The organism is Amorphoplanes friuliensis DSM 7358, from assembly GCF_000494755.1.
GTDB lineage: Bacteria > Actinomycetota > Actinomycetes > Mycobacteriales > Micromonosporaceae > Actinoplanes > Actinoplanes friuliensis.
In genome coordinates, this window is record NC_022657.1 from 4,521,642 (window position 1) to 4,542,639 (window position 20,998).

20 protein-coding genes are annotated in these 20,998 nt (G+C 70.3%); 12 read left to right on the forward strand and 8 right to left on the reverse strand.

What is annotated here, in order from left to right:
* The first annotated feature begins 16 nt into the window (after positions 1–16).
* On the forward strand, positions 17–1,006 hold the full coding sequence (locus AFR_RS20920) for a LacI family DNA-binding transcriptional regulator (protein WP_023362794.1): 990 nt from the start codon (positions 17–19) through the stop codon (positions 1,004–1,006).
* Positions 1,007–1,555: 549 nt separating this feature from the next.
* On the opposite strand, the gene AFR_RS20925 is transcribed toward AFR_RS20920, so the two are convergent.
* From AFR_RS20925 to AFR_RS20935, 3 genes are all read right to left on the reverse strand, one after another.
* On the reverse strand, positions 1,556–2,941 hold the full coding sequence (locus tag AFR_RS20925) for an OmpA family protein (protein WP_158510557.1): 1,386 nt from the start codon (positions 2,939–2,941) through the stop codon (positions 1,556–1,558).
* A gap of 613 nt (positions 2,942–3,554) precedes the next feature.
* Positions 3,555–4,559 (reverse strand): sugar phosphate isomerase/epimerase family protein, encoded by a 1,005-nt coding sequence (locus AFR_RS20930; RefSeq protein ID WP_023362796.1) that lies wholly within the window; start codon positions 4,557–4,559, stop codon positions 3,555–3,557.
* 19 nt (positions 4,560–4,578) lie between these two features.
* Positions 4,579–5,745: a Gfo/Idh/MocA family protein gene (locus AFR_RS20935; RefSeq protein ID WP_023362797.1), complete on the reverse strand. Its 1,167-nt coding sequence runs from the start codon at positions 5,743–5,745 to the stop codon at positions 4,579–4,581.
* Positions 5,746–5,890: 145 nt separating this feature from the next.
* On the opposite strand from AFR_RS20935, the gene AFR_RS20940 reads away from it, so the two are divergent.
* Entirely contained in the window at positions 5,891–6,886 is a 996-nt protein-coding gene (locus AFR_RS20940; protein ID WP_023362798.1) for a LacI family DNA-binding transcriptional regulator, read from the forward strand.
* Here the strand turns inward: AFR_RS20940 and paaK are convergent.
* Genes paaK through paaI form a run of 3 tightly spaced genes read right to left on the reverse strand, consistent with a single transcriptional unit; the run spans position 6,883 to position 9,257 of the window.
* On the reverse strand, positions 6,883–8,190 hold the full coding sequence (gene paaK, locus AFR_RS20945) for a phenylacetate--CoA ligase PaaK (protein ID WP_023362799.1): 1,308 nt from the start codon (positions 8,188–8,190) through the stop codon (positions 6,883–6,885). The genes AFR_RS20940 and paaK overlap by 4 nt on opposite strands.
* Before the next feature lie 18 nt (positions 8,191–8,208).
* A complete protein-coding gene (locus tag AFR_RS20950) occupies positions 8,209–8,856 on the reverse strand; it encodes a TetR/AcrR family transcriptional regulator (RefSeq protein ID WP_023362800.1) in 648 nt (215 codons plus the stop codon).
* A complete protein-coding gene (gene paaI / locus AFR_RS20955) occupies positions 8,853–9,257 on the reverse strand; it encodes a hydroxyphenylacetyl-CoA thioesterase PaaI (RefSeq protein WP_041841022.1) in 405 nt (134 codons plus the stop codon). Before paaI ends, AFR_RS20950 begins: the two co-directional genes overlap by 4 nt.
* Positions 9,258–9,351: 94 nt before the next feature.
* Between paaI and paaN the strand changes: the two genes are divergently transcribed.
* From paaN to paaE, 9 genes are read left to right on the forward strand one after another with little or no spacing between them, the layout of a single operon-like run.
* Complete coding sequence (gene paaN / locus AFR_RS20960) at positions 9,352–11,040, forward strand: phenylacetic acid degradation protein PaaN (RefSeq protein ID WP_023362802.1); 1,689 nt, start codon at positions 9,352–9,354, stop codon at positions 11,038–11,040.
* Positions 11,033–12,247, forward strand: a complete 1,215-nt coding sequence (locus AFR_RS20965; protein WP_023362803.1) for a thiolase family protein — start codon at positions 11,033–11,035, stop codon at positions 12,245–12,247. Before paaN ends, AFR_RS20965 begins: the two co-directional genes overlap by 8 nt.
* Complete coding sequence (locus AFR_RS20970; RefSeq protein WP_023362804.1) at positions 12,247–12,987, forward strand: enoyl-CoA hydratase/isomerase family protein; 741 nt, start codon at positions 12,247–12,249, stop codon at positions 12,985–12,987. The genes AFR_RS20965 and AFR_RS20970 overlap by 1 nt, the downstream gene beginning before the upstream one ends.
* Complete coding sequence (locus tag AFR_RS20975; RefSeq protein WP_023362805.1) at positions 12,984–13,841, forward strand: 3-hydroxyacyl-CoA dehydrogenase family protein; 858 nt, start codon at positions 12,984–12,986, stop codon at positions 13,839–13,841. Before AFR_RS20970 ends, AFR_RS20975 begins: the two co-directional genes overlap by 4 nt.
* The gene (paaA, locus tag AFR_RS20980; protein WP_023362806.1) at positions 13,838–14,779 is read left to right on the forward strand and encodes a 1,2-phenylacetyl-CoA epoxidase subunit PaaA; all 942 of its coding nucleotides are present in this window, start codon (positions 13,838–13,840) and stop codon (positions 14,777–14,779) included. The genes AFR_RS20975 and paaA overlap by 4 nt, the downstream gene beginning before the upstream one ends.
* Positions 14,776–15,072 (forward strand): 1,2-phenylacetyl-CoA epoxidase subunit PaaB, encoded by a 297-nt coding sequence (paaB, locus tag AFR_RS20985; RefSeq protein WP_023362807.1) that lies wholly within the window; start codon positions 14,776–14,778, stop codon positions 15,070–15,072. The genes paaA and paaB overlap by 4 nt, the downstream gene beginning before the upstream one ends.
* A gap of 10 nt (positions 15,073–15,082) precedes the next feature.
* Positions 15,083–15,958 (forward strand): 1,2-phenylacetyl-CoA epoxidase subunit PaaC, encoded by an 876-nt coding sequence (paaC, locus tag AFR_RS20990; RefSeq protein WP_023362808.1) that lies wholly within the window; start codon positions 15,083–15,085, stop codon positions 15,956–15,958.
* Complete coding sequence (gene paaD, locus AFR_RS20995; RefSeq protein ID WP_023362809.1) at positions 15,952–16,443, forward strand: 1,2-phenylacetyl-CoA epoxidase subunit PaaD; 492 nt, start codon at positions 15,952–15,954, stop codon at positions 16,441–16,443. The genes paaC and paaD overlap by 7 nt, the downstream gene beginning before the upstream one ends.
* A 1-nt stretch (position 16,444) precedes the next feature.
* Positions 16,445–17,503 (forward strand): 1,2-phenylacetyl-CoA epoxidase subunit PaaE, encoded by a 1,059-nt coding sequence (gene paaE, locus AFR_RS21000; RefSeq protein WP_023362810.1) that lies wholly within the window; start codon positions 16,445–16,447, stop codon positions 17,501–17,503.
* 634 nt (positions 17,504–18,137) lie between these two features.
* Here the strand turns inward: paaE and AFR_RS21005 are convergent.
* Both AFR_RS21005 and AFR_RS21010 read right to left on the reverse strand, forming a co-directional pair.
* On the reverse strand, positions 18,138–18,836 hold the full coding sequence (locus AFR_RS21005; RefSeq protein WP_052359422.1) for a cutinase family protein: 699 nt from the start codon (positions 18,834–18,836) through the stop codon (positions 18,138–18,140).
* Positions 18,837–18,974: 138 nt separating this feature from the next.
* Positions 18,975–19,952: an ArsR/SmtB family transcription factor gene (locus AFR_RS21010; RefSeq protein WP_023362812.1), complete on the reverse strand. Its 978-nt coding sequence runs from the start codon at positions 19,950–19,952 to the stop codon at positions 18,975–18,977.
* Positions 19,953–20,016: 64 nt separating this feature from the next.
* On the opposite strand from AFR_RS21010, the gene AFR_RS21015 reads away from it, so the two are divergent.
* Entirely contained in the window at positions 20,017–20,997 is a 981-nt protein-coding gene (locus AFR_RS21015; RefSeq protein ID WP_023362813.1) for an aldo/keto reductase, read from the forward strand.
* Position 20,998: the final 1 nt, after the last annotated feature.

Genomic DNA, 20,998 nt, shown 5'->3' on the forward strand with positions numbered 1-20,998 from the left:
CTAGTAAGCTGCTGCCATGCCCGGTGACCGCCGCACCACCCTCGCTGACGTCGCCGCCGCAGCCGGAGTTTCCACGGCACTGGTCTCGATCGTCATGCGCGACGCAGCCGGCGCGAGCGAAGCCACCCGGCGCCGCGTGCTCGAAGTCGCCGAGCGCCTCGGCTACCACCCCGACAGCCGCGCCCGCCTCCTCCGCAGCGGCCGCACCCGCCTCCTCGGCGTCGTCTTCGGCGTCCAACACACCTTCCACGGCGACCTGGTCACGGGCCTGTACGCAGCAGCCGAGCAGCATGGTTACGAGCTCGCGCTGAGCGCGGTGGCGCCGGGTCGCGACGAGCGGAAGGCCATCGCCGGTCTGCTCCAGGACCGCTGCGAAGCGCTCATCCTGCTGGGCCCACAATCCCCGGCCGCCACATTGGCCGAATTGGCCGCCCGGATGCCGGTGCTCGTGGTGGCGCGGGGCGTGCGGCATCCTGCGGTAGACGTGGTCCGCACGGCTGACGCCGAAGGCCTGCACCAGGCCGTCGACCACCTCGCCTCCCTGGGCCACCACCGGATCGCCCACATCGACGGCAGCCGCGCACCGGGCGCAACATCACGCCGACGCGGCTACACGCAGGCCATGGCCGGTGTCGGGGAGCCACGAATCATCCCGGGCGGCCTCACGGAGGAGGACGGCGCACGGGCGGCGGAGTCCCTGCTGACGGACCTGCCAACAGCGGTCACTGTGTTCAACGACCGTTGCGCCACCGGTGTCCTGGACGTGGTGCGCCGCGCGGGTCTTGCGGTGCCGGGTGATTTGAGCGTCGTCGGCTATGACAACAGTCGGCTGGCCCGGCTTGCCCACGTCGCGCTGACCACGGTCGCCCAGGACGTCGATGCCCTGACAACGCAGGCAGTCCAGCGCGCGATCGAACGCATCGACGGCGCCCGCCCAACCCCCCGAGAAATCGTCATCCCACCCCACCTGATCATCCGAGCCACCACCGGCCCACCTTCGCGTTGATCGCCCTCACCGGCGCCCGCCTATCGGCTGCTCACCCGGCCCTGCTGCCCGTCCTCCGGCCGATCGTCTGCGCCACAGCTGACCGTCCTCCGGCTGATCGTTTGGGCCGCGGCCGGCCCGCCGACTGGCGCTCGCCCGGGCCGCTATCGGCGCGTTCAATGGCTCATCGGCCGCGGCGCCGCCAGTGGCCTACCCGCAGTCGTTCATCCGCGCCGCCGCCGGCCTGCCCACCGGCTGATTGTTCGCTCCACCACCCGTCGCGCCTACCGGCTGAGCTTCGCGCCTGAGGGCTCGCCGGCTTACTGTCGGCGCGGCCATCGGCCCGGCCCGCTGCCGGTTGATCGTCCGGCCGCCACCAGCTCGCGTGCCGACTGGTCGTCCGCACCGTCATTGGCCTTCCTGCCGGCTGAATATTCGCGCTAGCGTCCGCCGACTCGTTGGTAGACCGGGCGTTCATCAGGTCGGTCTGCCTGCCGTCGAGCATTCCCGCTGCCGGTGGCTGACGTGTGGTCACGCTTGCTGATTTCGTCGAGCGACGGTCCCGGCGGTTCAGCTGATCGGGATGTCGGTGATGCGGAGCCGATCGGCCACGTCGATCGTGATCACCTTCTCTCCGGCCGGCGGAGCTGGGAACCACAGTGACAGCAGCCGCTCGCTGCCCGGTGGGATTGCCTGGTTGAGGAGGCGGTCGCACAGGCAGCGGTGATCGCCCGGCTCGAGCTCGTAATCCAGCCCGTACGACGCGGTGTCACCCTGCAGGAGCCGGACACCCGCAGCCCCGTAGCGGGCGAACGGGTCGAACTCGCTGCGTACCGTGAACACGCCCTGCCCGAGGAAGTCGAGAATGGTCGCCTTGCCCTCCCCAGTGTTACGCGCCGTGAGGTTCACGAGCAGGAACGGTCCGCGCACCGTGGCGGCTCCGGGCACGAACCGGATCGTCCCCCGGTTCAACGGCAGCGAGACCTCGACCCCGTCGGGCGCCTTGCCCTCTTCACCCTTGGTCTTCGGCAGTGGCGCCGTGCTCCCCGCGCCCGTGTTGTTGCGCCGCTCCTTGAAGGTGATCGTCACCCGCCGGTTCAGAGCCCGGTTCGCGTCCGAGTCGTTCGGCACGGTGGGCTGGCTTTCCCCTTTGGCCGCAACGGTCTTCGGCCATTGCCCGTCGGGTAACTGCGTGGTGAGTGCCTCGCTGACCACCCGCGCCCGCTGCTCGCTCAGGGTCTGGTTGTGGGCCGTGGTGCCGGTGCTGTCGGTATGCCCGGTAACGGTCAACGGCCCAGGCCCCGCAGCCTTCAGATCGGCCACCGCAGCACCGATCGTCTTCGAGGCCCGGGACGTGAGCTTGGCACTGTCGAGCCGGAACAGAACGTCGGTGTCCAGGCTGATATCCACCTGATCAGCCCCGCGCCGGGTCCTCACCCCCACGCCCACCCGCTCCGTGTACGCCTCCAGCCCCGCCCCGTAAGAAGCGGCGACATCGCTGAGATCAAGCGCCTTCTGCACCCGCCCCGCAGCGTTGACCCCGGTCGGCGGCTCGGGCACCGCACCGTCGAGGATGGGCACGTCGGTGAACACCCCGGCATGAGGCAACATCACGGACACCCGCTGGAGACCGGCCGGCAGCCCGCCGAACGCCGCCTGCAACGGTCGTGTCTCCCCGGCCTCGACCCGCAACAGCCCGGTGCAGACACACCCGTCATCGGCAGTGTTCCGCGAGACCAGGTAGACCCTGCGCCCCGCCTCGTCGATCAGCCGCGCCGCATCGAACGACGTGGACAGAATCGAGGAGAAGTGCCGGCTGACCACGGCTGCTCCACCGTTGCCGGCCTGCTCGAGCGTGGTCTGCACGGTAAGCACCACCGTGCCGCCCGATCTGATCAGCGGCCCGACGCTCATCCGAAGCCGGTCTCCACCGGCATCCACGACCCGCGTCTGCACCGGGCCGTCCGCTGCCGACTGACTGGGCGCGGCGGAAGTGCTGGCTGGAGGTCCGTCAGGGGCAGCTTCGCCGTCATCGTCGGTACACCCCGCTGCGCCCATGAGCAGCGCAGCAACGACGGTCCCCGCAAGCACTCGCCGCACGTAGCCTCCCGATAGCCGTCCGCAACTTCGGCCCAGCTTAAAGGGCCCCCGCTCTCCCGCTTCCGCAAGCGAGCACCCAGCAACTCCCCGCTAGAGCAATGAGGTGCCGGACGCTGAACGCCGTTATGAGCACGCAGTGGAAGATCGCGTGTTGTCAATGTCCGTGTGGACTGAGCCAACTTCAGGGGGTTCCGGCGGGTGGTGAGGGGAGCCGCCGCCGCCGGCTTCGTTGCCGACGGCGGCGACCCGGTTCAGGGCAGCGTCTCGGGGAGGTCCGAGGCTGCTGCGGTCTTGAGGCCGTCGTGGGTCGTCGCCGGGATACCGCGTCGGGCGCGTCCGCTGCGAGGAGGGACTCGCCGGTCGCGGAACCGGCTGCGAGGTTTGCCGAGGCGGCAAGGAACCTCGTCACGGCCCGCGACGGCAATGTCGACCGTTCGCGTGGGCGGACCCCATCGGATGGTGGTCATGGTCAGATCCCGGCCCGGGCGCCGGCGGCGAGGAGGTTGTCGGCGGCCAGGCGGAGGCCCTCGACCTGGTCGAACTCCTGGTCCTCGTGCTCGATGTTCACGGCCATGTCCGGATCGACGGCGTGGAGCGCCTGCAGGAACGGCACCCAGAAGTCCTTGACGCTGTGGCCGCGGCCGACGGCCACGAACTCCCAGGCGGCGTTTTTCGGCCACTGGTTCAGGGTGTTCTTTCCGCCGATGTTCAACGGGTCGGCATCCGCCGCGGTCCGGGTGAAGCGGTCGTCCAGGACACCGTAGAGCTTGACGTGGTCGGGGTTGATCCGGGTGTCCTTGGCGGCGGCGTGGAAGACGAGGCCGCCGAGGTGTTCGACGCAGGCGACCGGGTCCATGCCTTGCCAGAAGAGGTGGCTGGGATCGAGCTCGGCGCCGACGTGGCTGGCGTTGGTCTGCTCGACGAGCCGCTGGAGCGTCGGCGGGTTGAAGACGAGGTTCTGCGGGTGCATCTCGATGCAGATCTTGACGTCGGCGGCGGCCGCGCGGGCATCGACGTCCTTCCAGAACGGCACCGCCACCTGCTGCCACTGGTAGTCGAGGACGTCGAGATATTGGCTGTCCCACGGGTTCACCACCCAGTTGCCGACCGTGCCGCCGGGCTCACCGGCGGGCAGGCCCGACATCGCCACGATGCGTTTCACGCCGAGTGCGGCTGCCACGTCGATGGCGCGGTGCAGGTCCGCGGCGTGCTTCGGACCGACCTCGGGGTCGGGGTTGAGCGGGTTGCCGTTGACGTTCAGACCGGTCAGCGTGATGCCGGCCTGAGCGAAACGGCCGAGGTAGTCCTCACGGGCGCCGGCGCTGGCGAGGAGGTCGTCGATCGGCAGGTGGGGTGCGGGGATGAAGCCACCGGCGTTGATCTCGGCGCTCGTCAGACCGAGCTCGCCGAGGATCTTGAGGGTTTCGTCCAGGGAGCGGTCGTGCAGGCAGGCGGTGTAGGCACCGAGCTTCATGAGTGGCGGCCTTTCCGGCTCAGAGGTGGACGGGCTTGTCGGTGGCCGACACGACCGCGTCGAGCACGCGCAGGTTGTGCAGCCCGTGCGCCAGGTCGGGGCACGGCGGGAGCTGCTCGACCCCGGCGATCTGGTCGAGGAAGGAGCGGGCCTGGAACACGAAGAAGTCGTTCTGCCCGTGGCCCACGGTGGGGAAGTCCATGGGCAGGCCCCGCGAGATGTACGGATGCCACGGCCCGATGAACACCTGCCGCGCCCCGTTTACCTCCTGCGCGGGCGTCCCGTCGATGACGCTGAACTCGGCCGGCCGCGTCAGGTCGAACGAAGCGGTCCCGTTCTCGCAGAACAGGTCGAGCTTCAACGAGTTGGCGTGCCCGTACGCCACCCGTGACAACGAGAACGTGCCGAGCGCACCTCCGGCGTACGAGGTGGTGAAGGTGCAGATGTCCTCGTTGTCGACCGGGACCAGATCGTCACTGAGCTCGACCCCGCCGGAGTGCCCGACGGCGACCCCGAGCGGCTTGCGCCGGGAGGTGATCAGCGTGCTCATCGAGGTGCCGTGCACGCCGGTGGTGGGGCCGCAGAAGAACTCGGCCAGGTCGACCAGGTGGCTGCCGATGTCGGCGAGCACACCCGACCCCGGGCCGCCGAGGTAACGCCAGCTCATCGGGCGCTGCGGATCGAAGCCGTAATCGGTCCAGTAGTTGCCGACGATGTGCCGCACCCTCCCGAGCCCGCCGTGCAACACCTGCTCGCGGATGGCGTTGATCGCGGGGGAGCGGCGGAAGGTGAAGCCCACGGCAGCGACGCGGTCGGTGGCCGCTGCGGCGTCGACCATCGCCTGGGCGTCGCCGATGCTCGGAGCGAGGGGCTTTTCGCAGAGGACGTGCTTGCCCGCGGCGAGCGCCGCCTCGACGATCTCGCGGTGCAGGTTGTTGGCCACGGCGACGCTGACCGCGTCGATGTCGGGGGCGTCGACGACGGCTCGCCAGTCGGTCGCGGTGCGGGAGAAGCCGTAGCGACGGGCGGCGTCGGTGGCGAACGGCTCGTGGACGTCGGCGATGGCCACCAGGCGGGGCGACGGGCCGGTCCCGAAGACCGTGGACGCGTTGCGGTAGGCGTTGGCGTGCGCGCGGCCGACCATGCCGGCGCCGATGACGGCCACACCGAGGGAGCGATCTGCCATGGGAGGGACCTCCGGCTGAAGGGTGTCGGACCGAGGATGTCGAGCGGGAGCAGGAGGAGCGGGTCCGCGCTTTTAAAGCGCTTTAACTGCGAGTACTATCCAAGTCGATCTCGTTGTGTGTCAAGGGTTACCGGAGGTTTCCGTAGTGGATCAACGACCCCGGCTCGACGATGTCGCCGCCCGTGTGGGCGTCTCGACGGCGTCGGTCTCGCTGGTGCTGCGCGGCGCACCCGGGCCCAGTGCGGAGACGCGGAGACGCGTGCTCGAGGCGGCTGCGGAGCTGGGTTACCGCGCCGATCGCACCGCGAGCCTGCTCGCCCGGCGGCGCCGGCATCTGCTCGGCGTCATGCTCGACATCCGGAGCCAGTTCCATGCCGAGCTGGTGGAGGAGATCCAGGCCGAGGCCGACCGGGTCGGGTACGAGATCGTGCTGTCCACCCTCACCCGGCACCGTGACGAGGACCGTGCCGTGGAGACGCTGCTGGACTTCCGCTGCGAGGCTCTGCTCCTGATCGGTCCGGATGCCGCCGACGATCGGCTGGCGGCGCTCGCCGCGCAGGTGCCGGTGGTCGCGATCGGACGCCGGGTCGCTGCCGGTGACGTGGACGTGGTCCGTTCCGCCGATCAGGTCGGCGTGTCGGAGGCCCTCGATCATCTGATCGGTCTCGGCCACCGGCACATCGCCCTGGTCGACGGCGGCCGGGGCGTCGTCGCGGCCGCCCGCCGTCGTGGTTACCGCGACGGCATGCGCCGCGCCGGGCTCGCCGACGAGATCAGGATCGTTCCGGGCGACCACACCGAGGAGGGTGGCATCCGCGCAGGCCGCCGGCTGGCGGCCGCCTCCGACCGCCCGACCGCCGTCGTTGCCTCCAACGACCGTTGCGCCGTCGGTCTCATGGACGCGTTCCTCCGCGGCGGGCTGGACGTTCCCGGTCAGATCTCCGTCGTCGGTTATGACGACAGCACCCTCGCCCGGCTGGCCCACATCGACCTCACCACCATCAACCAGGATCCGGCCGCCCAGGCCAGCCATGCGGTGCTGGCGGCGGTCCAGCGCCTGGACGAGGGCCGCAAGCAGCGCCTGGAGATAGTGCTGAACCCCCGCCTCGTGGTCCGCGGCAGCACGGCCGCTGTGAGTTAGTCCTTCGGGCGCTGGTCGACGATGCGGCGCATCTTGCCCATCGAGCGTTCGACCCCGTCGGGCTCGATCACGTCGATCGCCACGCTGACGCCGATCGTGTTCTTCACCAGGGTGGCGAGCTGCCGCCCCGCTGCCTCGGCCGCCGGCGCCCCGATGCCGTGGCGGCGTTCCACTTTGACGGTCATGGCGTCGAGACGGCCGTCGCGGGTCAGCAGGCATTGGAAGTGCGGGGCCAGTTCGGGCGTACGGAGAATGAGCTCTTCGATCTGGGTGGGGAAGAGATTGACGCCGCGCAGGATGATCATGTCGTCGGTGCGTCCGGTGATCTTCTCGATGCGGCGCATCGGGCGGGCCGTGCCCGGCAGCAGGCGCGTGAGGTCCCGGGTCCGGTAGCGCACGACCGGCATCGCCTGCTTGGTCAGCGACGTGAGGACGAGCTCGCCCGTCTCGCCGTCGGGAAGCACCTCGCCGGTCACCGGGTCGATGATCTCCGGGTAGAAGTGGTCCTCCCAGACGTGCAGGCCGTCCTTGGTCTCCACGCACTCGGTCGCGACGCCGGGTCCCATCACCTCGGACAGGCCGTAGATGTCGAGCGCGTGGATGTCGAGCTGCTGCTCGATCTCGGTGCGCAGGTCCTGGGTCCACGGCTCGGCGCCGAAGATGCCCACGGCGAGGGAGGTGCTGCGCGGGTCGACACCCTGGCGGTGCATCTCGTCGACGATCGCCAGCATGTAGCTCGGTGTGACCATGATGATGTCCGGCTTGAAATCGTTGATCAGCATGACCTGCCGCTCGGTCATGCCGCCCGACACCGGGATGACCGTGCAACCGAGCTCCTCCGCGCCGTAGTGCGCGCCGAGACCGCCGGTGAACAGGCCATATCCATAGGCCACATGCACCCGGTCGCCGGGGCGGCCCCCGGAGGCCCGGATCGAGCGGGCCATCAGCCGGGCCCAGGTCCGGACATCGTCCTTCGTGTACCCGACGACGGTCGGGCGTCCCGTCGTCCCCGACGAGGCGTGCAGCCGGGAGATCCGTTCGCGGGGCACGGCGAACATGTCGAAGGGGTAGTTCGCCCGCAGCACGGCCTTGTCGGTGAACGGGAACTTCGCCAGGTCACCGAGCTGGTGCAGGTCGTCCGGGTGGGCCTGGATCTCGTCGAACATCTTCCGGTACTGCGGGACGTTCTCGTAGGCGTGCCGCAGCGACCATTGCAAGCGCTCGAGCTGCAGCGCGCGCAGCTCGTCGACGGACGCCCGCTCGATCGGGTCGAGATCTTCGGGTCGGGGGGTGCGGTCCTGCATGACTCTCTCCTCGGAACCTCATTGCCTCGTGCGCAGGCCGTCGAAGGCGATGGCGGTGACGGTGTCGGCGAGCTCCGCCGCGCCGCCGCGGCGAGGGCTGTACCACTCGATGAGCGAATTGACCATGCCGAAGAGCAGGCGGGCGGCGGTGGCGGCGTCGACGTCGGGACGGATCGCACCCTCATCGCGGGCCTGCTCGACGAGCTTGGTCACCTTGGCGTCGAAGATCCGGCGGCGGATCAGGGCCTGCAGCTCCACCGCGGTGTTGCCACGGACCCGGAGCAGCAGGGTGACGTATTCGAGGCGCTCGGTCAGGACGAGCACGCTGTTGCGGATGAGCATCTCGAGGCGCTCGATGGCGGGCGCGTCCTCCTGCTCGACCTCGGTCATCACCTCGTCGAGGCCGTCGAGCGCCTGATCGATCGCGGACCGCAGCAGCTCCTGCTTGCCGCTGACGTGGTGATAGAGGCTCGACTTGGTGATGCCCAGCCGCTTCGCCACGTCGTCCATGCTGGTGGCCTCGTAACCGCGCTCGTTGAACAGCTGCACGGCCGCGGCGAGGACCGCGCGGAGGTCGTGACCCGGTCTGCCGCGGCGTGGCCGGTTGCTCTCCTTGAGGAGCTCGACCAGCCTCTCGCCCTCGGCGAGGCTTTCCTCGTCGGTCATGCCGGGCGTCCCGGACTGATCACTCGGCTGCGGCCCCGGAACTCGGCGATCACGTCGCCGTCCCGGGAGACCGTGACGTCGTAGACGCCGCTGCGGCCGCTCGTGGAGCGCTCTCGCGCGTGCGCCTCGAGCTGATCACCCTCGGCCGTGGGACGCAGGAACGTGACGTCGGCGCCGGCCGCGACGGTGACCGGACCGTGGCTGTTGCAGGCGCAGGCGAAGGCGGTGTCGGCCAGGAGAAACACGTAGCCGCCGTGGGTCGTGCCGTGCCCGTTGACCATCTCGGCGGTGACTCTCATGCGCACGACGGCAGCGCCCTCACCTGCGGAAACAAGCTCCATGCCAAGTCTTTGGGAGGCCTTGTCGCGATCGAACATGTCGTGTGCCGCGGTCCGTGCCATGTTCACCCAGCTTCCGCTTGATCTTGGCTGCCGTCTTGATTACCGACCGATCGGACGGTAAATATGAGATACAGCCAACCGCACAGGAGCGCCGATGACAACCCCCGCCGAGTTCTACGAGACGCACCGCGAGCTGCTCGACAAGGCGATCGAGGCGGCGGCGGTGCGCGACTACTGGTCGGCCTACCCCGAGTCCCCGAGCAAGTCGGTCTACGGCGAGGACGCCGCGGCGACCGGGGAGCAGGCCTTCCGGGCATTGCTCGGTTCCGATTTCCCGATCGAGGTCCCCGGTGCGACGGGGACGATCTCGACCGAGCGCTCTCCGTACGGCGTCAGTCTCGACATCCGGTATCCGCGGGGTGAGCCGGCTGATCTGATCGCCGCCGCCCGCGCCGCGACGCCGGTCTGGCAGGCCGTCGGGCCGCAGGGGCGCGCCGGTGTGGCCGCCGAGATCCTGCGCCGGATCAACGCCCGCATCTTCGAGCTGGCGCACGCCGTGCAGCACACCACCGGCCAGGCGTTCGTCATGGCTTTCCAGGCCGGCGGCGCTCACGCCCAGGACCGTGGCCTCGAGGCGGTGGCTGTCGCGCTGGCCGAGTCGACGCGCATCCCCGCGACGACCACCTGGACCAAGCCGCAGCGTGGTGGCGACCCGCTGCGCCTCGCCAAGATCAGCACCGTCGTCGGTCGTGGTGTCTCCCTGATGATCGGCTGCAACACCTTCCCGACCTGGAACGGCTACCCGGGCCTGTTCGCCAGCCTCGTCACGGGCAACGCCGTGATCGTGAAGCCGCACCCCGGTGCTGTCCTGCCGCTCGCCATCACGGTGCAGATCGCCCGCGAGGTGCTCACCGAGGCCGGCCTGGATCCCAACCTCGTGACCCTCGCGGTCGAGGAGCCGGGCGACGGCATCGCCGCGACCCTGGCCACCCACCGCGACGTGCGGATCGTCGACTTCACCGGCTCCAGCGAGTTCGGCAACTGGCTCGAGGCGAACGCCCGCCAGGCCGTCGTCTACACCGAGAAGGCCGGCCTCAACACGGTCATCGTGGACTCCACCGACGACTACAAGGGGATGTTGCGCAACCTGGCGTTCTCGCTCTCGCTCTACAGCGGCCAGATGTGCACCACCCCGCAAAACTTCCTCGTCCCCGCCACGGGCATCGAGACGGACGCGGGTCACCGCAGCGCGGACGAGTTCGGCGCTGACCTGTCGCTGGCGCTCGACAAGCTGCTCGGAGACCCGAAGCGGGCCGCCGGCACGCTGGGCGCGATCGTCAACGACGGCGTTCTGGTGCGGCTGACCGAGGCCGGCGACACCCCGGGCGTCATCCACCCGTCCACGGCGGTGACGGACGAGCAGTTCCCCGAGGCCACCATCCGGACGCCGGTGGTGCTGCGGATCGACGCCGCCGACGAGAAGACGTACACCCGGGAGTGGTTCGGCCCGGTCTCATTTGTCATCACCACCGAGTCCACCCGGCACAGCCTCGACGTGTTCAGGGAGACCGTGCGGCAGTACGGCGCGCTGACCGCTTCGGTCTACTCGACGTCCCAGGAGATCCTCGCCGCCGCCCGTGAGGCCGCGCTGGATGCCGGTGTGCACCTCTCGCAAAACCTCACCGGCGGTGTCTTCGTCAATCAGACGGCGGCCTTCAGCGACCTGCACGGCACCGCGGCCAATCCGGCCGCGACCGCGTCGCTGACCGACTCCTACTTCGTCTCCGGCCGCTTCTTCACCCTGCAGTCGCGCTACCACCTGGCGGGGGAGACCAATGCCTGACGCATTCCTGATCGGCGGCGTCCGCACTCCGCAGGGCAAGTACGGCGGCGCGCTGTCCGGCGTACGCCCTGATGACCTCGCCGGGCTGGTCGTGCGCGAGGCGGTCAGCCGCGCCGGGGTCCCCGGCGAGGCGATCGACGAGGTTGTTCTCGGCGCCGCCAACCAGGCCGGCGAGGACAACCGCAACGTCGCCCGCATGGCCGTGCTGCTCGCGGGCCTACCCGACACCGTGCCCGGCTACACGGTCAACCGCCTCTGCGCGAGCGGTCTGACCGCGATCGTGTCGGCCGCTCAGGCGATCCGCAGCGGCGAGGCCGATCTGATGGTGGCAGGCGGCGTGGAATCCATGACGCGCGCGCCGTGGGTCATGGCCAAGCCCGGCACGCCTTGGGCGCGTCCCGGCGAGGTTGTCGACTCCTCACTGGGCTGGCGTTTCACCAACCCGGCGTTCACCGCCCAGGACAGCACGGCCGGCGCCGGTCCCGAGGACCGCCGCGTCACCCTCGCGATGGGGGAGACGGCCGAGGAGGTTGCCGCCCTCGACGGAATCACCCGCGCTGACAGCGACGCTTTTGCCCTGCGCAGCCACGAACGCGCCATCGCCGCCATCGACGCCGGGCGTTTCACCGCCGAGATCACCCCGGTCGCCGTCAAGGACGGCAAGGTCAGCATCGACGAGATCCCGCGCCGGGGCAGCAGCCTGGAACGCCTGGGCGCGCTGCGGCCGGTCTTCCGCGCCGGCGGTGTTGTCACAGCCGGGTCCTCCTCGCCGCTCTCCGACGGCGCCGCAGCCGTCGTCGTGGCCAGCGCGGAGGCGGTCAAACGGTACGGCCTGACGCCGCGCGCCCGCATCGTCACGTCAGCAAGCGCCGGTGTGCCGCCACAGATCATGGGTCTCGGACCGGTGCCCGCCACCGAGAAGGCCCTGGCACGGGCCGGCTGGGGTGTGGGTGATCTCGACGCCGTCGAGCTCAACGAGGCCTTCGCGGTCCAGTCCCTCGCCGTCATCCGCCGGTTGAAACTGGACGAGGAGCGGGTCAACGCGGACGGTGGAGCGATCGCCCTGGGTCACCCGCTCGGCTGCTCCGGAGCCCGCCTCACCGTCACGCTGCTCGGCCGGATGGAACGCGAGAACGCCCGCCGTGGCCTCGCCACGCTGTGCGTCGGTGTCGGCCAGGGTGTTGCCATGCTGGTGGAGCGCGTCTGATGGCACAGCCCACCACCCTGCGGGTGGAAGAGCTCGACGACCGCGTCGTGGTGACGTTGCACCGGCCGGAGGCGCGCAACGCCATCAACGCGGCCATGATTCGCGAGCTCCACGAGGTCTGCGCCGGCCTCGAGGACAACCCACGGTTGCTGCTGCTCACCGGAGCCGAGGGCACGTTCGCCGCCGGTGCCGACATCGCCGAGCTGCGCGAGCGCGGCCGCGATCAGGCGTTGCAGGGGATCAACAGCCGCCTCTTCGACCGGATCGCCCGTCTGCCGTTGCCGACGGTCGCCGCCGTCGACGGCTACGCGCTCGGTGGGGGTGCCGAGCTCGCGTACGCCTGCGACCTGCGGCTGGCCTCACCCGGCGCGGTGTTCGGGAACCCCGAGCCGGGCCTGGGCATCCTGGCCGCGGCCGGGGCGACCTGGCGGTTGCGGGAGCTCGTCGGCGCGTCCGTCGCCAAGCAGATCCTGCTCGCCGGCCGGCGCCTCGACGCCGACGATGCCTACCGCCTCGGCCTGGTCGCTGAGATCGTGCCGGGCGACGAGCTGCTCAAGCGGGCACATTCGCTGCTCGACCGCATGTCGCGCAACGGCACCCTCGCCCTGAAGCTGACCAAACTTGTTGCCGACGCGCCCGGCGGCCACCCGGTCACCGACGACCTCGCGCAGGCGATCCTCTTCGAGTCCGAGGACAAGCGCACCCGCATGGACGCCTTCCTGGCCGGAGAACGCCGATGACCCCGAAGTCGGTGGGTGTGGTCGGCGGCGGTCGGATGGGCGCAGGGATCGCGCAGGTCTTCGCGGCGGCCGGGTCCAGCGTCACGCTGGTCGAGCAGGACTCGTCGGCCGGCGCCGCGGCCAGGCAACGGCTGGAGACCGGCCTGCGCCGGGCCGAGGAGCGCGGCAAGCTGACCGAGGACGTCGCACAGATCCTCGGCCGCGTCACCCTCGCTCCGGACGTGTCCGCCCTGCCGGCCGAAACCGACGTGGTGATCGAGGCCGTGCCGGAGGATGCCGGCCTGAAGATTCGTGTCCTCGCGGCCGTCGAGGCGGTGGTCGGCGAGCACACCGTTCTGGCCACCAACACCAGTTCACTCTCGATCGCGGGTCTCGCCGAAGGCCTGAAGCGCCCGGCAGCTCTGGTCGGCATGCACTTCTTCAACCCGGTGCCGGCGAGCGACCTCGTCGAGATCGTCGTCGGCCCGCAGACCGCCGACGCGGTCCGCGACGCGGCGCAGGCTTGGGCGCTCGACCTCGGCAAGACCGCCATCCTGGTACGCGACTCGCCCGGGTTCGCCACGAGTCGCCTCGGGGTGCTGCTCGGACTCGAGGCCATCCGCATGCTCGAGGAGGGTGTCGCCGACGCCGCCTCGATCGATCGCGCCATGGAGCTCGGCTACCGGCACCCGATGGGCCCGCTGCGCTCCACCGACCTGGTCGGGCTCGACGTGCGGCTCGCCATCGCCGAGCACCTGCACCGCGAGCTCGGCGAACGCTTTGCACCACCGCAGCTGCTGCGCGACAAGGTCGCCCGCGGCGAACTGGGACGCAAGACCGGACAGGGCTTCCACACCTGGGAGGTGAACCGATGACCGACCTCGGCGAGAAGACGTTCGCGGAGACCATCGCGAAGGACCAGCGGGTCGAGCCGCGGGACTGGATGCCGGAGGGCTACCGCAAGACGATGATCCGGCAGATCGCGCAGCACGCGCACTCCGAGATCATCGGCATGCAGCCCGAGGGGGAGTGGATCACGCGGGCGCCCTCACTGCGGCGCAAGGCGATCCTGCTCGCCAAGGTGCAGGACGAGGCCGGGCACGGTCTCTACCTGTACTCGGCCGCGGAGACCCTCGGGGCCGACCGTGGCGACCTGACCCGGCGGCTCATCGAGGGCAAGCAGAAGTATTCGTCGATCTTCAACTATCCGACGCTGTCCTTCGCGGACGTCGGCGTCATCGGCTGGCTGGTCGACGGCGCGGCGATCTGCAACCAGGTGCCGCTCTGCCGCAGCTCCTTCGGCCCGTACGGCCGGGCGATGATCCGCATCTGCAAGGAGGAGTCCTTCCACCAGCGGCAGGGGTACGAGCTGCTGATGACGATGATGCGGGGCACCGGCGCGCAGCGCGAGATGGTCCAGGACGCCGTCAACCGCTGGTGGTGGCCGTCGCTGATGATGTTCGGCCCGCCGGACGACAAGTCGCCGAACTCCGCCCAGTCCATGGCCTGGAAGATCAAGCGGCACAGCAACGACGAGCTGCGGCAGCGGTTCGTCGACATGAGCGTCCCGCAGGCCGAGGCGCTCGGTGTCACCCTGCCCGACCCGGACCTGAGCTGGAACGAGGAGCGCGGGCACTGGGACTTCGGCGCCATCGACTGGTCCGAGCTGCAGCGGGTCATCTCGGGTGACGGCCCCTGCAACGCCCTGCGCATCGAGAACAGGCGCCGTGCCGACGAGGACGGCGCATGGGTCCGAGAAGCGGCCGCAGTGCACGCCGCCAAGGCGTCCCGTCGTCAGGAGGCAGCGGCATGAGCGAGGACATCAAGCATGAGTGGCCGCTCTTCGAGGTGTTCGTACGGGCCAAGCGAGGACTCAACCACGTGCACGTCGGCTCGCTGCGTGCCGCCGACCACCAGATGGCCCTGCACCACGCCCGTGACCTCTACACGCGGCGCAACGAGGGCGTCAGCATCTGGGTCGTGCGGTCCGACGACGTGGCCGCGTCGAGCCCGGACGAGAAGGAAGCCTTCTTCGCCCCGAGCGGCGACAAGGTCTACCGGCACCCGACCTACTACTCCATCCCCGACTCCGTACCGCACATCTGAGGCGATGGCCATGTCCTTCGACGCTGCCTACGAGGCGCTCACCGACCACGACGACGATGCACGGTGGGCGTACGGCACGGGGTTCGCCGACCCGCTCGCCGGGGTGGACACCGCTGTGCCCGCCGCCGTCGACCGGGCCGATCTCACGGCCTATTGCCTGATGCTCGGTGACGACGCGCTGATCATGTCGCACCGGCTGCAGCAGTGGGTGACCCGCGCGCCGGAGCTGGAGGACGAGCTCGCGATCGCGAACATCGCCCTCGACCTGCTCGGTCAGGCCCGTCTGCTGCTCACCCGCGCGGCCGAGGTCGAGGACGCCGGCCGCGACGAGGACAGCCTGGCCTACCTGCGGGACCCGGCTGACTTCCGCAACGTCCGGCTGGTCGAACGCCCGGACGCCGACTTCGCCCACCTCGTCGCCCGGCTGCTGGTCTTCGCGACCTGGCGTCTCGCGCTGCTGGACAGGCTCACGGGTTCGGCCGATCCGGTCCTGGCGGCGATCGGCGCCAAGGGCGTCAAGGAGGTCACCTACCACCGCGACTACGCGGCCCAGTGGGTTGTCCGCCTCGGTGATGGCACCGAAGTCTCGCACCGGCGCATGCAGGTAGCGACCGACGCGGTGCACCTTCTGACCGACGAGCTGTTCCGCCCGCACGAGGTTGAGCTGCGCCTTGCTGAGGCCGGCGTGGCGGTTGACCCGTCGGCCTTGCGCGCTGAGTTCGAGGCTGTGTGGGCTCAGGTGCTCGAGGCGGCGACCTTGCGCCCGGCGACCGATGAGGTCCCGGCGGAGCAGCACGGTAGGAATGGTCAACACAGTTCGGAGCTCGCGGAGATTCTCACCGAGCTGCAGGGGCTGGCCCGGTCGACGCCCGGGGGCGTGTGGTGACCGCGGCGGCCGTTGCGGCCCGGGTGGCGGATCCCGAGTTGCCCATGCTGACGCTCGCTGACCTCGGCATCCTGCGCGATGTCGACGAGTCCGACGACGGGGTTGTCGTCACGATCACACCCACGTATTCCGGCTGCCCGGCCATGCAGACGATTCAGGACGACCTGACCGGCGCGCTGCGCCGGGCCGGGTACGCGCGGGTCGAGGTTCGGACCGTGCTGACGCCGGCGTGGACAACCGACTGGATCACGTCCGCCGGGCGCGACAAGCTGGCGACGGCCGGGATCTCACCGCCGGGGCCGGCACCTCGGCGCGGCGCCGGGCCGGTGCCGCTCACGCTCACGCCCCGGCGCCAGATGATCGCCTGCCCGCAGTGCGGCAACGCCGAGACCGAGGAGATCGCCGCGTTCAGCGCCACCGCCTGCCGTGCGTTGCGGCGGTGCCCGGTCTGTCGTGAGCCGTTCGAGCACGTGAAGGAGATCTGACGTGGTGGTCCGCGAGTTCCACGCGCTGCGGGTCGCCGCCGTCGAACGGCTCTGCGACGACGCGGTCGCGGTGACCTTTGACGTCCCCGACGAGCTGGCCGAGCGGTATGCGTTCCGGCCGGGTCAGTCCCTGACGGTTCGCCGGATCGAGGCCGGCGCCGACGAACGCCGCACCTACTCCATCTGCGCAGCGGCGGGCGAACGTCCCCGCATCGGCGTGCGTGAGGTGCCCGGCGGCCTCGTGTCGTCCTGGCTCGTGCACGGCCTGCGTCCCGGAGACAGCGTCGAAGTCGCGCCACCGACCGGCACCTTCACGCCGGAGCTCGAAGCGGCGGGCCGGCACGTGCTCATCGCCGCCGGCTCGGGAATCACCCCGGTCCTCTCCATCGCCGCTTCCCTGCTGCGACACCCCGACGCCCACGTGAGCATCCTGTACGGCAACAGGCGCGCGGACACGGTCATGTTCGCGGAGGAACTCGCCGACCTGAAGGACGCCCACCCGTCGCGGCTCGAGCTGGTGCACCTGCTGTCCCGGGAGGCCCGCGAGGTCGACCTGCTGACCGGACGCCTCGACGCCGGCAAGCTCCGCACGTTGCTCCCGCTGCTCATCGACGTCCGCGGGACCGACCACTGGTGGCTGTGCGGACCGTTCGGCATGGTGACGGACGCGACGGAGGTCCTGAGCGAGTACGGCGTCGAGGCGTCCCGCATCCATCGCGAGCTGTTCTGGGTCGACGAGGCACCCCCGGAACCGCTGCGCGAGGAACGCGGCCCCGAAGGCCCGAGCAGCGAGGTCACGGTCGTCCTCGACGGGCGGGCGACCACGGTGACCGTGCCGGAAGGCGACACCGTCCTGGAAGGAGCCCAGCGCTCCCGCCCGGACCTCCCCTTCGCCTGCAAGGGCGGCGTCTGCGGCACCTGCCGCGCCCGCGTGACCGAAGGCGACGCCGAAATGCGCCGCAACTTCGCCCTCGAACCCGCCGAGGTCGCTGCCGGCTTTATCCTGACCTGCCAATCAGTCCCCACGTCCCCCAAACTGACAGTCAGCTTCGACGACTGACCACCAACCCCTCAAGGCGGCCGCTGGACGAACGGCCGGAGATCTGACCCCCAGCGCATCGGACCGCCCACAGCAAACGCAGCCGGCGCACCGCGCACGGGGCCTCGGCGCCGTGCGAGGGTGGTGCGCAGCGCCGAGGTTCCTGCCCAGCGTGTAGGTCGGCACGCAGCGTGGGGTGGCACGCAGCGTGGGGTGGCACGCAGCGTGGGTAGCACGCAGCGTGGGTAGTGGTCCGCGGGCGGAGTTGCGCGCAGCTGCCGCTTTGGCGGGTAGCGCGGGTTTGGCGCGCACAGCTGAAGTGGGCGCGCACAGCTGAAGTGGGCGCGCACAGCTGAAGTTGGGCGCGCACAGCTGAAGTTGGGCGCGCACAGCTGAAGTTGGGCGCGCAGCGCTGGGGTTGGCGCGCAGCGCTGGGGTTGGCGCGCAGCGCTGGGGTTGGCGCGCAGCGCGAGAGCGCAACCAAGCATTCACCTGGCAGGGGAGCGAAGCGAACCGATCTCGGCGGGAGCGACGATCAGAACCCACCACCCACCTACGACATCAATCCCTTGATCTGCCTCGACCCAAAGCGCTGACCCGAAGAGCCTTCCCCAGCAAGCAACAGAAACACCCCCGGCTGAGGAAGGCCTCCTGCTCAGCTCAGCTCGTTCTCGGTGAATTCGGTCGCGTCGGTGAAGAACTTCGAGTAGTCGAGGTGCGCTGCCAGGCTGGTGCCGCCCTGGCAGAAGCGGTCGTTGCGGTTGCAGAAGGACTGGGTGCGGTCGGCGAAGGCGTCCAGGCGGCCGTCGCCGCGGGCGAAGACTCCGGAGCGGGTGCCGTCGGTGATGTTGAAGGGTTCGCCGGCGGTGAAGGTCGGGTCGCCGAAGAGGATGACTGCGGCGACCTTGTCGGACAGTGCGGCGGGGATTGCCGGTTGGGCTGCTGCGCGGCCGCGGACCGATCGCCCGACCAGGGCGTCACCGACGACGTTGGCGCCCTGCGAGTAGCCCATCAGGACAAATTCGGTGTCGGCGCAGGCCGCGGCCGTGCGTTTCATGGTTGCGGCCAAGGCGTCGACGCCCTGGCGGACGCTGGGCTGGTAGTTGAACGAGGCCGGGTAGTCGACGGCGGTCGACCGGACAGTCTGGGGGAGTTGCGTGGTCATCTGGCGGGCCAGCGGGCCGAGCAGGACGCCGAGGCCGGGGCGTTCGGTGGTTCCGCGGGCTCCGATGATCTCCACGTCGGGGCAGGCGTTGGCGGGCGCCTGGGCTGCGAAGGTCAGGGGGGCCACGATGAGGCCGGACAAGCCGACGATTCCTGTTGCGACGATGGTCAGAATTGTGCGTGACCGCATGCCGTCATCCCTTCCTCGGCCCGCGCCTCGGGTGGCGCGGGAACGGCCGGCAACTTCATGCACTCGGTACGCACAATGGGCCGGCGGGCGACGGGTCCTGAGTATTTATTCACACCGCGTGCTGAAATGAACCGCAGGTCAGGGTCGTGCGTACAGCTGCTCGCCGAGGCCGGTGCGGAGGTACTTGAGGCGGCGGCCGTCGCGGGAGCCGGACACCAGGCCGGCGTCGCGCAGGGTTGTCAGGTGGTGGGAGGCGGTGGCTGCGGCCAGGCCCAGGGCGGTGGCGACCTCGCCGGTGCTGTGGGGGATCTCGAGCAGGGCCAGGACCGCCGCCCGGGTCGGGCCGAGCAGAGCCGCCAGCGCCGCGGTCGGGGGGACGCGGGTGGCCGAGTCCCAGACGGCGCCGTAACCGCGGGGTGGGTACCAGAGGGCGCGGCCCTGATCGGTCTCGGTCATGGCGAAGACCTTCGGGCCTGCGAAGCCGGACGGCATCAAAGCCAGATGGTGACCGTCCAGACCGAACTCGTAGACCTCGGTGCCATGCGCAATGGACAGTGCCGACTCGTCCCACGTCAGCGTGGGGTGCAGACCTCGGACCAGGGCCCGCGGGCCGTGCTCGATCGCCGACCGGGCGCGGTAGGTGATCTCCGCTTCGGCAGCGGCGCGGAGGCGGGACCAGTACGGCGCCAGGGCCACGTCGAAGTACTGCCGGATCTCGCGGACCAGTACCGCCAGCGCGCCGGCGGGATCGGTCGCGAAACGGGCGGCTTCCGGGGGCGGCGTCACTGCACCCCACGTGGAGGCGATCTCGAAGGCGACCTGGTCGAGCGGGGTGGCGGCGATCATGGCGAGCTCGTCGCGCAGCAGGGGGCGGGCCACCGGCGGCACCGGCGTCAGGAAGTCCGGCACCCAGCCGTGGGGGCGCGCCAGCACCGCCGCGAACGTCGTCAGGTGGGAGGCCGCGACTGCGGGGGCGACCTGGGCGCGCCAGGCGGCGTACATCCAGAACTGGTCCGGGCGGGTCAGGGCGACGCTGCTCGCCACCACCTCCGCCATCGGGGAGTGGGCGAAGCGGACACCCGCGAGGTCGGCCGGTGCGAACTCGAGCCGGATCATCCGACCATTCGAGCACGGTCGAACAGTTCACGGCCATCCCGGTTCCCCGCCTACGGTCCTTCCCATGCGCTACGTACCTCTGGGCCGGACCGGACTCCGGGTCAGCCGGATCTGCCTCGGCACGATGAACTTCGCCTGGCAGATCGGCGAACCCGAGTCCCACACGATCCTCGACCGGGCGCTCGACGCGGGCGTCAACTTCGTCGACACCGCCAACATGTACGGGCGCGAGACCGGGGACGGGCTGAGTGAACAGTTCATCGGCAGCTGGTTCGAGCGGTCCGGCGCCCGCGACAAGGTCGTGCTCGCCACCAAGGTCTACCAGCCGATGAGCGACTGGCCCAACGACGGCGGCCTCTCCGCCCGCCACCTGATCGCCTCCTGCGACGCCTCGCTGCGACGGCTGCGCACCGACTGGATCGACCTCTTCCAGCTGCACCACATCCAGCGGGAAACCCCGTGGGAGGAGATCTGGCAGGCCCTGGAGACGCTCACCACCCAAGGCAAGATCCGGTACGCGGGGAGCTCCAACTTCGCGGGCTGGCACCTGGCCCGCGCCCAGGCCGCAGCCGACGCCCGCCACTACCTCGGGCTGGTGTCGGAGCAGGCCAAGTACAACCTGCTGACCCGGCACGTGGAGCTCGAGGTGCTGCCGGCGGCGCGTGACCTGGGTATCGGCGTGCTGGCGTACTCGCCGCTGCACTTCGGGGCGCTGTCGGGCGCCCTGCGCAAACAGCGGGAGGGCGCCGCCGGGCGCAGCGTGCTGCACGCGCCGGAGCGGGTCGAGCCGCACCGCGCCGCGATCGAGGAGTTCGAGAAGCTGTGCGCCGCGCTCGGCCAGGAGCCCACAACTGTCGCGCTGGCCTGGCTGCTGTCGCGGCCCGGTGTCACGGCACCGGTGATCGGGCCGCGGACGGCCGCGCAGCTGGACCTGCCGCTGCTCGCGCTGGAGACCGATCTTTCCCCGGAGACGCTGGATGAGCTGGACCGGATCTTCCCGCCCGTCGGCAACGGCGGTCCGGGCCCTGAGGCGTGGGCGTGGTGAC

Excerpts from the sequence above, each read along its gene's own strand:
- AFR_RS20920 (WP_023362794.1), top strand. The coding sequence starts at position 17 with ATGCCCGGTGACCGCCGCACCACCCTCGCTGACGTCGCCGCCGCAGCC.
- AFR_RS20930 (WP_023362796.1), bottom strand. The coding sequence starts at position 4,559 with ATGAAGCTCGGTGCCTACACCGCCTGCCTGCACGACCGCTCCCTGGAC.
- AFR_RS20935 (WP_023362797.1), bottom strand. The coding sequence starts at position 5,745 with ATGGCAGATCGCTCCCTCGGTGTGGCCGTCATCGGCGCCGGCATGGTC.
- paaK (WP_023362799.1), bottom strand. The coding sequence starts at position 8,190 with ATGCAGGACCGCACCCCCCGACCCGAAGATCTCGACCCGATCGAGCGG.
- AFR_RS20950 (WP_023362800.1), bottom strand. The coding sequence starts at position 8,856 with ATGACCGACGAGGAAAGCCTCGCCGAGGGCGAGAGGCTGGTCGAGCTC.
- paaI (WP_041841022.1), bottom strand. The coding sequence starts at position 9,257 with ATGGCACGGACCGCGGCACACGACATGTTCGATCGCGACAAGGCCTCC.
- paaN (WP_023362802.1), top strand. The coding sequence starts at position 9,352 with ATGACAACCCCCGCCGAGTTCTACGAGACGCACCGCGAGCTGCTCGAC.
- AFR_RS20965 (WP_023362803.1), top strand. The coding sequence starts at position 11,033 with ATGCCTGACGCATTCCTGATCGGCGGCGTCCGCACTCCGCAGGGCAAG.
- AFR_RS20970 (WP_023362804.1), top strand. The coding sequence starts at position 12,247 with ATGGCACAGCCCACCACCCTGCGGGTGGAAGAGCTCGACGACCGCGTC.
- AFR_RS20975 (WP_023362805.1), top strand. The coding sequence starts at position 12,984 with ATGACCCCGAAGTCGGTGGGTGTGGTCGGCGGCGGTCGGATGGGCGCA.
- paaA (WP_023362806.1), top strand. The coding sequence starts at position 13,838 with ATGACCGACCTCGGCGAGAAGACGTTCGCGGAGACCATCGCGAAGGAC.
- paaB (WP_023362807.1), top strand. The coding sequence starts at position 14,776 with ATGAGCGAGGACATCAAGCATGAGTGGCCGCTCTTCGAGGTGTTCGTA.
- paaC (WP_023362808.1), top strand. The coding sequence starts at position 15,083 with ATGTCCTTCGACGCTGCCTACGAGGCGCTCACCGACCACGACGACGAT.
- AFR_RS21005 (WP_052359422.1), bottom strand. The coding sequence starts at position 18,836 with ATGCGGTCACGCACAATTCTGACCATCGTCGCAACAGGAATCGTCGGC.
- AFR_RS21010 (WP_023362812.1), bottom strand. The coding sequence starts at position 19,952 with ATGATCCGGCTCGAGTTCGCACCGGCCGACCTCGCGGGTGTCCGCTTC.
- AFR_RS21015 (WP_023362813.1), top strand. The coding sequence starts at position 20,017 with ATGCGCTACGTACCTCTGGGCCGGACCGGACTCCGGGTCAGCCGGATC.